At 72.9% G+C, this 11,521-nt stretch carries 8 protein-coding genes and 2 pseudogenes; 4 read left to right on the forward strand and 6 right to left on the reverse strand.

Annotation, left to right across the window (positions count from 1 at the left end):
- The coding region (locus tag ABTX62_RS05015) for a substrate-binding domain-containing protein (RefSeq protein WP_352114861.1) at nucleotides 1-240 on the forward strand (240 nt) is incomplete at its 5' end.
- A gap of 607 nt (nucleotides 241-847) precedes the next feature.
- Here ABTX62_RS05015 and ABTX62_RS05020 read toward each other — a convergent pair.
- The gene (locus ABTX62_RS05020; RefSeq protein WP_502997904.1) at nucleotides 848-2,749 is read right to left on the reverse strand and encodes a rhamnogalacturonan lyase; all 1,902 of its coding nucleotides are present in this window, start codon (nucleotides 2,747-2,749) and stop codon (nucleotides 848-850) included.
- Nucleotides 2,750-3,190: 441 nt separating this feature from the next.
- On the opposite strand from ABTX62_RS05020, the gene ABTX62_RS05025 reads away from it, so the two are divergent.
- Both ABTX62_RS05025 and ABTX62_RS05030 read left to right on the forward strand, forming a co-directional pair.
- On the forward strand, nucleotides 3,191-4,057 hold the full coding sequence (locus ABTX62_RS05025; RefSeq protein ID WP_352114862.1) for a GDSL-type esterase/lipase family protein: 867 nt from the start codon (nucleotides 3,191-3,193) through the stop codon (nucleotides 4,055-4,057).
- A gap of 130 nt (nucleotides 4,058-4,187) precedes the next feature.
- On the forward strand, nucleotides 4,188-4,895 hold the full coding sequence (locus ABTX62_RS05030; protein ID WP_352114863.1) for a GNAT family N-acetyltransferase: 708 nt from the start codon (nucleotides 4,188-4,190) through the stop codon (nucleotides 4,893-4,895).
- A 198-nt stretch (nucleotides 4,896-5,093) separates the two neighbouring features.
- On the opposite strand, the gene ABTX62_RS05035 is transcribed toward ABTX62_RS05030, so the two are convergent.
- On the reverse strand, nucleotides 5,094-7,397 hold the full coding sequence (locus ABTX62_RS05035) for a SpoIIE family protein phosphatase (RefSeq protein WP_352114864.1): 2,304 nt from the start codon (nucleotides 7,395-7,397) through the stop codon (nucleotides 5,094-5,096).
- 435 nt (nucleotides 7,398-7,832) lie between these two features.
- Nucleotides 7,833-8,006: pseudogene (locus ABTX62_RS05040) on the reverse strand (saccharopine dehydrogenase); the annotation flags it as partial.
- Between ABTX62_RS05040 and ABTX62_RS05045 the strand changes: the two are divergent.
- Nucleotides 7,992-8,170, forward strand: a pseudogene (locus ABTX62_RS05045) (AraC family transcriptional regulator); the annotation flags it as partial. The pseudogenes ABTX62_RS05040 and ABTX62_RS05045 sit on opposite strands and share 15 nt — an antisense overlap.
- A 203-nt stretch (nucleotides 8,171-8,373) precedes the next feature.
- Here ABTX62_RS05045 and ABTX62_RS05050 read toward each other — a convergent pair.
- Genes ABTX62_RS05050 through ABTX62_RS05060 form a run of 3 tightly spaced genes read right to left on the reverse strand, consistent with a single transcriptional unit; the run spans nucleotide 8,374 to nucleotide 11,274 of the window.
- Nucleotides 8,374-8,586 (reverse strand): hypothetical protein, encoded by a 213-nt coding sequence (locus tag ABTX62_RS05050; protein WP_352115038.1) that lies wholly within the window; start codon nucleotides 8,584-8,586, stop codon nucleotides 8,374-8,376.
- A gap of 49 nt (nucleotides 8,587-8,635) precedes the next feature.
- Nucleotides 8,636-9,877 carry an MFS transporter gene (locus ABTX62_RS05055; RefSeq protein ID WP_352114865.1) on the reverse strand — a complete coding sequence of 414 codons (1,242 nt, stop codon included), beginning with the start codon at nucleotides 9,875-9,877 and terminating at the stop codon, nucleotides 8,636-8,638.
- Entirely contained in the window at nucleotides 9,874-11,274 is a 1,401-nt protein-coding gene (locus tag ABTX62_RS05060; RefSeq protein WP_352114866.1) for an NAD(P)-binding domain-containing protein, read from the reverse strand. The genes ABTX62_RS05055 and ABTX62_RS05060 overlap by 4 nt, the downstream gene beginning before the upstream one ends.
- Nucleotides 11,275-11,521: the final 247 nt, after the last annotated feature.

Consider the following 11,521-nt stretch of genomic DNA (forward strand, 5'->3'; position numbering starts at 1 on the left):
TTCTCCGTCACCGGAGTGGTGGCGAGCCGGTGGGCGGAGACGGTCACGCCACCGCTCACCGCGGCCGACGTACCGGCGGAGGAGTTGGGCCGGCGTGCCGTCGACCTGCTCGTGGAACGGCTCGACCAGCCCGGCGCCCCGGCTCGGCACCACCTGCTGACACCCCCCGTCTCGCTGCGGGCCAGCACCGGGCCCGCCTCCGGCTCCCAGCGCCCAGGAGGTGCAGGTACGGCGCGGTGACCATCGACCCGACGTGAACGCCGGGGGCCGCGCTCATGACCGGGCGAGCCGCTCGGCCGGTCGTGGAGGCGCTCCATGCGGTCCTCGGACCTGCGCTTCATCAGGGGGCTGCGCGGGATGCGTGCGCCGTCGGCGCCGGCGGTGATCTGCGGGTGGCGTGCGGTGAACGCGTCGCGACAGGCCGCAGGGTGCTCAGGAACACGGGGCCGGATTCCGCCATGCCGTCGGCCAGGACCCGCGCGCACGCCACGTCGACGGCGGTGAGGGCGGCGAGCTCCACCGCCGGGAGTAGCCGGCGACGTCCAACTCCGGCTGGTGGTACGGCTCCAGTGCCTGGGAGGCGATGACGAGGTCGGCTCAGCGCGCAGGGCGGCCCGGCGGCCGGCCCCGAGGCCACGCCCGGGGCGTCGGCGACGCGCTCCAGGGACGCGGTCATCGCGCCCGCTCGGCCGCACCCTTGGTGACCTTGCCGTCGCCGACCTGCCGGACGATCCGGCCGCTCTCGCCCGCCACGCGCGCACTCCGCCGGTCTCTCGTCGTCGGCCGTTCGCGGACCCCTGGCTCTACCGCGCTCGCAGGAGAGCCAAGGGTCCGGGCAACAAGGGCGTCAGGGGGTGTAGACGGTGGGGCGTGGAGCCGTCGGCATGGCGTTGCCGATGAAGAAGCTCGGGTGCGGGGGCTGGTTGTAGGCGGTGTTCTGCCAGGCCAGCGCCGTGCGGTACTGGGTGTCGTGGAGCAGGGTCGTGATCTTCGTGTTGGTCTGGTGCGGGGTGGAGTAGATCCGCAGCGCCCTGTTGTCGCCGGTGCGCCAGACGACCTCCTCGCGCCAGTCGCCGAGGATGTCACCGGACAGGGCCGGAGTGGACTTGGTGCCGTTGTTGGACGCGACGCCGGAGCCGGTGAGCAGCCGGGTTTCGCCGGAGGTGCCGTACTTGTCGACGCGGGTGCCGTCGAGGAGTTCGCGGAGGGGGTCGCCGTCCCACCAGGAAAGGAAGTTGACGCTGGACGGCTCCCTGCCCAGGGAGGCTCCGGTGGCGGAGCGCAGGGTGGTGTCGGTGGCGGACCAGGCCTCGGCGCCCGCGCTGCCGGCGTAGATGTCGGCGGCGACGCCCCGGCCGTTGTCGGAGCCCGACGCCGTCTGCCACAGCCTCGCACCCGTGCGGGCGTCGGCCATCCAGGAGCCGGGCTTGCCGGAGTCCTCGGAGACCTTGAAGTACTCCAGGCCCGGACGGGAGGGGTTGAGGTCGCCGACGTGGCCCGCGTCGCCGTGGCCCAGCCTGGTGGTCCACAGGCCGCTGCCGTTGTCGTCCACGGTCATCGCGCCGTAGACGATCTCGTCCCTGCCGTCGGCGTCGACATCGGCGATGGACAGGCTGTGGTTGCCCTGGCCGTCATAGCCCTTGCCGCTGTTGCTGGAGGAGTTGGTGTCGAAGGTCCAGCGGCGGGTGAAGGCGCCGTTCCGCCAGTCCCAGGCGGCTATCACCGATCGGGTGTAGTAGCCCCGCGCCATGATCAGCGAGGGGCGGGCGCCGTCGAGGTATGCGGTGCCCGCCAGGAAGCGGTCGACGCGGTTGCCGTAGTTGTCGCCCCAGGAGGAGACGGTGCCGCGGCCCGGGACGTAGTCGACGCTCTGCATCGCCTTGCCCGTCCGGCCGTTGAACATCGTCAGGAACTCGGGCCCGGACAGCACGTAGCCGCTGGAGTTGCGGTGGTCGGCGGAGGAGCTGCCGATGACCGCGCCGGTGCCGTCGCGGGTGCCGTCGGCGGTCTTCATGGCGACCTCGGCCTTGCCGTCGCCGTCGTAGTCGTACACCTGGAACTGCGTGTAGTGCGCGCCGGAGCGGATGTTGCGGCCCAGATCGATGCGCCACAGGCGGGTGCCGTCGAGCTTGACGCCGTCGACGATGGTGTTGCCGGTGTAGCCGGACTGGGAGTTGTCCTTGGCGTTGGTCGGCTGCCACTTCAGTACGAGGTCCAGGGCGCCGTCGCCGTCGAGGTCGCCGACGGAGGCGTCGTTGGCGTCGTAGGTGTAGGCCGAGTTGCCCGGAGCGGTGCCGCCCGCGGGCGGGGAGATCGGCACGTCCTTGTAGCCCGCGCGGAACTGGATCGCGGACGCCGACGCGGCCTGCTCGGTGCCGTTGACGACGGCACGCACCGTGTAGTCGGCCGAGGCGGCGGCGCCCGCGTCGAAGTAGTTCGTCGAGGCCGTGACGGGCGAGGAGTTGAGTCTGGTGCCGCCTCGGTAGACGTTGAACGACACGTCGTTCGGATCGGTCGCCAGCCACCGCCATGACACAAGGTTTCCGCTGTCGGTGTGCACGCTGGACAGGCCGCGGTCGAGCTTCTCGACCTGCCTGGCGCTCGCCGCTTGCGCGGTCTGCGGGAGTGCGACGAGCGCGGAGACGGCCAGGGTGGCGGCCAGGATGCCGCCGACGAGACGGCCGCCGGGCCGCTGGGGCGATCGCCATGGTCGTGGCGTGGTGCGGGGGTGCGGGTGCGAGCCGGTCACGGTGGCCTCCGGGGCGTGGGGGGTATGGGAACGCTCCCATGGGGAGGGTAAGAACGGGCTGATGCCTCGTCAAGGATCGTGTCCGCTCCGCTGTTCGGTCGTGTTCGGATCCGTGAGTTTCTCGTGCCTCATGGATTGACAGCCAGGTGGCGGACCTTGACACTGCGGGATGCGCCTCAGCGGGCACCTGGGGTCGAAGGTCGTCGAACCGGTCGACTCGCCCGCGAACTCTGTTGTGCCGGACGGCAGTTCACAGCGATTTCCGTACCGCCACCTTCCCATTCGAGGAGGAGCGTTTCGTGCCCACCTGACACGTTGTGAACGCTCCCAGCATAGGCGGGCGAATCACCCCTGCTTCAGGCCGTCAGCAAGCAGAACTCGCCTCTGGCCGCCCACACCTGCGCTGACCGACGCAAGGGCCCCTTCCCCGGGAGGAAACCGATGAAGAACCTACGGACCGTCGTCACCACCGCGCTGGTGATCGCCCTGTCGAGCCTCGGCCCCAGTGCCGCCTCAGCGGCCGGCAGTGCCGCGACGCGCTGCTCCGGCGGCCCCGGCACCGCTGCCCCCGTCGCCCGAGCGGCCGCCCAGCCGGTCACCGTGTGGCTGGCCGGCGACTCGACCATGGCCAACCCGGGCTCGGCCCGCTGCCCGGTCGGCTGGGGCAGCCGGTTCGACGCGCTGTTCAACGCCGATGTCACCGTCAGGAACCAGGCCGTGGGCGGCCGCAGCATCCAGACCTGGATGTACGAGGGGAACGTCAGCAGCACCAAGGGCTCGGACGGCGAGTGCCGACTCACGTCCCAGGGCTACTCGGCACGCTGGCAGTCGATGCTGAACGCGAGCACCGGGATGAAGGCGGGCGACTACCTGTTCATCCAGTTCGGCATCAACGACTCCTCCTCGACCTGCCCCCGGCACGTCGGCCCCGCCCGCTACCGACAGTTGATGACCACGATGGTGCAGGCCGCCCTGGCCCGGGGAGCGCACCCGGTGCTGCTCACGCCGGTCGCCGCGATCACCTGCTCGGGAAGCACGGCGACGAAGAACCGGGGCTTCGTGAACGAGACCTTCGCCGTCGGCTCCGCCACCAGGACGCCGGTCGTCGACCTGCAGTCGCTGAGCGTCTCCCTCTACAACAGCCTGCGCTTCTGCCCGCACAACGGCGACTACGGATCGGGTCCCGTGGGCGCCTTCTTCTGCAATGACCGCACCCACTTCGAGACGTACGGCGCAGAGCGGATCGCCGGACTCGTCGCCCGTGACGTCCGACGGCAGAACCTCCCGCTCGCCGCGTACCTCAGGTAGCGCCGCGAGCCGCTCGTGCGGGGCAAACGTTGCCTGCTGCGGCACTGGCTAGCATGGCTGCCGGCATCCGAAGACGCCGTGTCGGCCTCCCGGCCGACCGGCTCGGCCGAGGGCAGGAAGGCGCAGCACGATGACGGGGCTCAGCGACGCCGTCGCACTCGACGACCCGGTGGGCGAATCGCTCCGCGGGCGCCACGCACACCTCGCCCGCCGGCTCGGCGGCGCCGTCACCTACGTCCCCGGGGTCGCGACCTTCTCCGCGGTGTCCGTCGAGCCGGACGCCGAAGCATGGACGGACCTGGCCAAGCTGCTGGGACCGGGCGAGTTCGCCGACATGTTCAGCTGCCCGTTCCTGCCGCCGTCGGACTGGGAGCCGGTCTTCGTCCTCGAAGGCCGCCAGATGATCTGGACCGGCGACAGCGGCCCCGACCCCTCTGCCGCCGAGCTCGGCTCCGGCGTCGTCGAGCTCGGCGCGGAGAGCGTGCCCGACATGCTCGGGCTCGTCGAACGGACCCGCCCGGGGCCCTTCTGGCCACGCACGCACGAACTGGGCACCTATCTCGGCGTCCGCGACGGCGGCACACTCGTGGCGATGGTGGGGGAGCGGCTGAGGCCTCCCGGATGGACCGAGATCAGCGCCGTCTGCACCGCCCCCGAGGCACGCGGGCAAGGCCACGCGGTCCGCCTGCTGCGCGCGCTCGTCGCGCGGATCGTGGCGCGCGGTGAACGGCCCTTCCTGCACGTGGCCGAGGCGAACACCGGCGCGCTCGCGTTGTACGAACGGCTCGGGTTCGAGACCCGCAAGCACGTGACGTTCCGCGGCTTCCGCACCCCGTGAGCCGCCGGATCCGTTTCCGCTCGCCCGCCCCGCGCGGTGGCGCCGGCCCCGTGGAGCGCATCCCTTCGCAAGGTTCCGCCCCGACCCTTCAGCGGGCCGACGACAGGAGGGACCGTTGACGTGCGAAACCGCGACGGCGGGGCCGACCGACGCTGGAGCATCGGGTGACGCGGAGCGATTCCGGCCCCTGCGCACGCCTCACCAGGCCGCGTCCTCCCACTGGTCCAGCAGGGCTTCGGCCGACACCTCCTCTGGCTCGCCGACCGGGCTCCGGGTCGACTGTTCGGTCCAGATGACCTTGCCGCGGGCCAGGTAGCGGGTGCCCCACCGCCGGGCGAACTGGGCGACGAGGAACAGTCCCCGTCCGCCCTCGTCGGTGGTCGCGGCCCGGCGCAGATGGGGTGAGGTGCTGCTGCCGTCGGCGACTTCGCAGATGAGGCTGTCGCCGTCGTGCAGCACCCGCATCCGGATCGGTTCGATGCCGTAGCGGATGGCGTTGGTGACCAGCTCGCTGATGATCAACTCGGTCGTGAACGCCATCTCCTCCAGTCCCCAGGTCCTCAGCCGCCCGGTGACCTCCGCCCGGATGCCCGCGACGACCGCCGGATCACCGGGCACGTCCCACTCGGCCACCTGGGACGGATCCAGCAGCCGGGTGCGGGCGACGAGCAGGGCGATGTCGTCACTCGACCGGGTTGGAAGCACCGCGTCCAGGACGTCCCGGCAGGTCTCCTCGGGACCCCGGCCCGCATGTGCCAGCGCGTCACGCAACGCCTCCAGACCGTAGTCGACGCCCCGTTCCCGGTCCTCGATCAGCCCGTCCGTGTAGAGGACCAGCCGGGAACCCTCGGGGAGGGCGAGTTCGGCGGTCTCGAAGGGCAGACCGCCGCCCAGGCCGAGCGGCGGGGAACCGGGCACCCGCAGGAATTCCACGGTGCCGTCGGGATGCACCAGCGCCGGTTCCGGATGCCCGGACCGGGCCAGGGAGCACATCCCGGACGCCGGATCGTAGATGGCGTAGAGACAGGTGGCGCCCGACACGCTCTCGCTGTCCCGCTCGGTGTTCCCGTCACCGTCGCTGTCGTCGTCGATCCGCGCGACCAGCTCGTCCAGATGTCCCAGGAGCTCGTCCGGGGGCAGGTCCAGGGCGGAGAAGTTGTGCACCGCGGTGCGCAGCCGGCCCATCGTCGCCGCGGCATGAAGACCGTGCCCCACCACGTCCCCGACCACCAGCGCGACCCGTGCACCGGGCAGCGGAATGACGTCGAACCAGTCGCCGCCCACGCCCTCCAGGGCCGGCAGATAGCGGTGGGCGACCTCCACGGCCGCGTGGTCGGGCAGGGAGCCGGGCAGCAGGCTGCGCTGAAGTGTCTCGGCCAGGGTGTGTTCCCGGGTGTAGCGGCGGGCGTTGTCGACGGCCAACGCCGCCCGGGCGGCCAGTTCCTCGGCGAAGGCGAGATCCTCCGCGCCGAAGGGAACACCGTCCGCACGCCAGAAGCCCGCCATGCCCAGCACCACCCCGCGGGCCTGGAGCGGCACCGCGATCAGGGAGTGAAAACCGAGGTCCAGCAAACGCCGGGCGCGAGCGGGGTCCTGGGCGTTCATCCAGCCGCCCGGTGCGGCCAGGTCGACGTCCAGGACCGCACGGCCGCGCTCGGCGCCGACGGCCGCGGGCGATGTGGGCACGAAGCGGATCAGCTCACCCACCGGGTGGAGGGACCGGACACCGTCGGCGCCGTGCACCGCCACCCGGCGCATCCCCGGGCCGCGCCCGGCCGGCACCGCGCCGCGCAGGATCGGATCGAGCAGATCGACCGTCGCGGCGTCGGCGAACCGGGGGACCGCCACCTCGGCCAGTTCCTGCGCGGTGCGCACCACATCCAGAGTGGTTCCGATCCGCACCCCCGCCTCGTACAGCAGCCCCAGCCGTTCCCGGGCCACCTCCGCCCGCCCCGCCAGGGCACGCAGCTCCGTCGTGTCACGCAGCGTGGCCACGCTGCCCGCAGGGCGGTCGTCGGGGTCGACCGGCCGCACGTTGACCGCCAGCAGCCGGTCGCCGGCCAGGTGCACCACGTCGGTGACCGGCCGGCCCGAACCCAGCAGCGCGGCGGTGCCCGCCTCCAGACCGAGATCACCGACCCGGCGCTCCTCGGCGTCGTCGGGCAGGTCCAGCAGCCGCCGGGCCTCGTCGTTGGCGAGCAGCAGCCGTCCGTCGCCCCCGATGATCAGTACGCCCTCCCGCACCGCGTGCAGCACCGCGTCGTGGTGCTCGTACATCCGGGTCATCTCGGACGGGTCCAGGCCGCGCGTCTGCCGCCGCAGCCGCCAGGAGACCAGCGCGGTCCCGCCCGCGGCCACCGCGAGCGCCCCGCCGGCGAAGCCCAGCAACTGCGGCAGCTGGTCCTGCACCACGTCGTCGACGCTGGCCACGGTGACCCCGACCGATACGAAACCGGCGACGCCGATCCCGTTGGTGTCGTAGACGGGAACCGTCGTGTCCACGGCAAGGCCCAGGCTGCCCTCGAACGTCTTGGTGAACGCGTCTGGATCATCCGTGACGGAGGGTGGTCCCGACCGGCCCCTTCTGTCCTGCGGCTTTGGTCAGTGTTTACCAGGAAAAGCGCCGCCTTCACAGATGTGGTGGGAGGGAGTCCCTCACGTATCCGCGGCCTTTGTCGACGACGTCGCGGAGCGGTCGAGCCCCCCGCTCACCGACTGCCGGCCCGCCGGGGATCAGGCCGGTGGAGCATCCGAACGGCCTGTCGACGGCGCAGGGAGCGGGTGTACGTCTGCGTCGATGGCTCGGGAGCGGCTGCGGGACGCCGCAGGCGCCGCAGGGGGGCGCGGCGCCGGATCGGCCCGCCGAGCAGTCGGCCCTCGCGTTCTGAGCCGGACCGGAGGCGACGCACACCGCTGCGCTCAGCGATCGTCGGCCCGCTACCGAAGCAGCTCCACGGAGAGATGCGAGGACAGCGCGCCGAGGAAGCCGGCCGCGTCGAAGATCTCGCCGGCGGAGGCGACGCCGATCGTCCGGGTCTGCCCGCCGAGGATGCGGTGGACCGCCTCCACCACGAGGGGGGCCGTCACGGCGTAGATGTCCTGCCCCCGCGCATCCGGCACGCCCAGGAACTGCCGGAGAAGAGCGACGACAGCGTCGACAGCATCGCGACGGCCACCGGCCTGGGGACCGCCATGACACAGCGCCGCCACTTCGACCGCACGGTCGGCGTGCCCCGGACGCCTACCGCAGGACGTACCGCTCACGTACGTCCTGATGCTCACGCACGTCCTGATGGAGGAGGATGCTACGCCCGCCCGGCGCCGCGCAGGACGGCGAACACCCCTCGGGCGTGAGTGCCGTCCGGCATCTGCCGGGAGCCGCTGACCTGGCCGATCGCACCCTGCGCAGGGAGCGTCGAACCGGCCGGGGCGGGCCGCCGGACCCGGTGCACGCGCAGGGCCGTGCCCTGCGGTGTGGTCAGCGTGGCCCTGGGGCGTCGGCGGCGGTGAAGTCCGTGGGGAGGGAGCCGTCACCGGTCCCGGTGACGACGACCTCGCGGTCGGGGACGTCGCTGAGGTTCTGGTCCTGGGCCTGCACCCGGCCCTTGATCAGGGCCGCCGACTGGCCGACCGGTACGGCGTCCTGGCAGCCGTCGTAGGCCCAGCGCCTCCCCAGCACGCCGTGCTCCATCGTGCCCACGAGAGCGTGCTCCGCCCCTTCGAGCGGGGCGTAGGCGCTGTCAGTTCCGTAGTGCTCGGTGAACTGCTGTGCCTCCGGCTGTCCATGGTGCGATGAGCGCGGCGGCCAGGGAGACGGCGGCCAGGAGGAAGAACAGCGGTCCGTAGCCGCCGAGGGGTATGGCCAGGGCGGCGCCGGCGAACGGCGCGAGCGCTGCTGCTGTGTGGGCGGGCGCGGCGAGGAGTCCGGACAGGCGGCCGTAGTGGATGGTGCCCCAGCGGTCGGTGATGGCGGTGGCCTGGAGCAGGGTGAGGTTGCCGCGGACCGCGCCGGCCACGATCGACACGGCGATGAGGAGGGCGTACGGGCCGGCGACTGTGGCAAAGGCGCCGGTGGTCAGTCCGCCGAGCGCGATCAGAATCGTGGTCCGGGCTGTGGCGGTGGTTCGGCGGGCGAGGGTGGCGTACAGGGTGCGGCCGAGGGTTTGTCCGGCGCCGCCGAGGCCGAGGGCCCAGGCGGCCTGGCTGGTGGTGTACCCGCGTTCCAGCAGGAGGGGGACGAGGGCGATGACGACGGCGTACATCGCGAAGCCCGAGAGGGTGAAGGCGGCGGCGAGCAGGAGGAAGGGCCGACTGCGCCCGACCTCGGCCGCGCCATCGGCCGCGTGCGCCGGGCTGGTTGGGGCGTAGGGCCAGGGTGCGCGCAGTGCCAGGGCGTGGGCGGGGATGGTGACGGCGGCGAGGATGCCGGCGAGCACGAGGTAGGTGTGGCGCCAGGACAGGTGGTCGGCGAGGGCCGCGGTCAGGGGTGCGAAGACGGTGGAGGCGAGCCCGCCGGCGAGGGTGAGGATCGTGAGGGCGCGCACGTGGTCGGGGGCCCACCACCGGGTGAGGGCGGCGAACGCCGGCTGGTAGAAGGTGGAGGCCATCGCGAGTCCGCCCAGCGCCCAGCCGGCGAAGAAGACGGGGAGGTTGGGGGCCGCGGCCACGATCAGCAGGCTGACCACGCCGCACACAGAGCCGACCGTCATCACGGCGCGTGGGCCGCGCCGGTCGAGGATGCGCCCGACGCGAATCCCGGCGAGGGCGGAGACGAGGAGACCGAGTGAGAACGCCGCGGTGGTCGCCCCGGCCGGCCATCCCGTCGCGGTGGTGATCCGGGGGTTGAGGACGGGGAAGGCGTAGTAGACGATGCCCCAGCTCACGATCTGCGTGGCGCAGAGGGCGGGCAGGGCGGCGCGAGGCCGCGACCGGTCCCCTGTTCCGGTCGCGGCCCCGCTGCCTCGGTTACCGAGGTCGGTCACGAGCCGCAGCAGCCGCCCGCCGGAGCCTCGGCCGCCGCCGCGACCGAGGCGGGGGCGGCGAGTTGAACGGGCTGCGGCGCGGGCGCGCAGCAGCCGCCGCCGTCGGCCTGCTGGATGTCCGGGGTGTCGAAGAGGCCGGCGCCGCCGCAGACTCCGGTCTCGGGGAGAGTGAGTTCGACGCGGTCGGCGGACTCGAGGTCGCCGGCGATGGCGGCGGCGGCGGAGCGGACCTGCTCGTAGCCGGTCATGGCCAGGAAGGTCGGGGCGCGGCCGTAGGACTTCATCCCGACCAGGTAGACGCCGGGTTCGGGGTGGGAGAGCTCGCGGTGGCCGTGCGGGTAGACGGTGCCGCAGGAGTGCTGGTTGGGGTCGATCAGCGGAGCCAGCGCGACCGGCGCCCGGAGGCGCTCGTCGAGACCGAGACGGAGTTCGTCGAGGAAGGACAGGTCGGGGCGGAAGCCGGTCAGGACGATCACCTCGTCGACCGGGTCCAGGCGGCGGCCGTCCTCGCCGACCAGGACCAGGCGGCCGTCGGTGTCGCGCTCGATCACCTCGGTGCGAAAGCCCGTGACGGCGTCCGCGTGGCCTTCGTCGACGGCCGCCTTCGCCGCCAGGCCCAGGGCGCCGCGCGCCGGGAGCTGGTCGGCTTCGCCGCCGCCGAAGGTGGAGCCCGAGATGCCCCGTCGCAGGATCCACACGCCCTTGGTTCCCGCGCCGTCGTCGGACTTGGCAAGGTCGGCCAGGTAGGCGAGGGCGGTGAAGGCGGAGGCACCGGAGCCGATCACGGCGGTGCGCTTGCCCGCGTACCGGGCGCGGACGGCGGGGTTCTTCAGGTCCGGGACGCGGTAGGTGATCCGGTCTGCGGCGGCCTTTTCGCCCAGGGCCGGGAGGCCGCTGCCGCCGGCCGGGCCGGGCGTGGTCCACGTTCCGGAGGCGTCGATGACGGCGCGGGCGAAGACGCGCTCCTCACGGCCGTCGGCGTAGGCGACGTGCGCGACGAAGGGCTGCTGCTCGCGGTCGGCGTCCACAATCCGGTCCCGGCCGGCCCGGGAGACACCGGTGACGAGGGCCCCGGTGCGGACGCGGTCGCCCAGGACGTCGGCGAGCGGCTGCAGGTACTGCTCGGCCCAGTCGCCGCCGGAGGGGTAGGCGGCCGGGTCGGGGCGGGTCCAGCCGGTGGGTGCCAGGAGCTTTTCCGCGGCCGGGTCGACGACCTCGCCCCAGGTGGAGAACAGGCGCACGTGGCTCCATTCGCGCACCGCGGAGCCGGCCCTCTGGCCGGCTTCCAGGACCAGGGGCTCGATGCCCTGGTCGAGCAGGTGGGCGGCGGCGGCCAGGCCGGAGGGTCCGGCCCCGATCACGACGACGGGCAGCTCGGTGGTGGCGGGCGCGTTCACGGCGACTCCTTGCGTGTTTCGACATCTGTCGATGGCTTGCGCGGCCCAGCATGGCAGCTGTATTGATGAGCGTCAACATAGACGTTCGTCGAAATCGGGGAACTCGTGGAGCACATCGACGTCGCTGTCATCGGCGGGGGGGGGGGGGGGGGGGGGGGCGGCCGGGGGGGGGCCCCCCCGCGCGGGCGGGCCGGGGGGGGGGGGGTGGGGGCGGCGGGGGCCCGCCCGGCGGCCGCGGGGGGGGGCC

It is taken from the genome of Streptomyces sp. NPDC096046, assembly GCF_040303285.1.
In the GTDB taxonomy this organism is placed as follows: domain Bacteria; phylum Actinomycetota; class Actinomycetes; order Streptomycetales; family Streptomycetaceae; genus Streptomyces.

Coding starts and splice junctions, on each gene's coding strand:
- ABTX62_RS05025 (WP_352114862.1), top strand. CDS start 3,191: ATGAAGAACCTACGGACCGTCGTCACCACCGCGCTGGTGATCGCCCTG.
- ABTX62_RS05030 (WP_352114863.1), top strand. CDS start 4,188: ATGACGGGGCTCAGCGACGCCGTCGCACTCGACGACCCGGTGGGCGAA.
- ABTX62_RS05050 (WP_352115038.1), bottom strand. CDS start 8,586: ATGGAGCACGGCGTGCTGGGGAGGCGCTGGGCCTACGACGGCTGCCAG.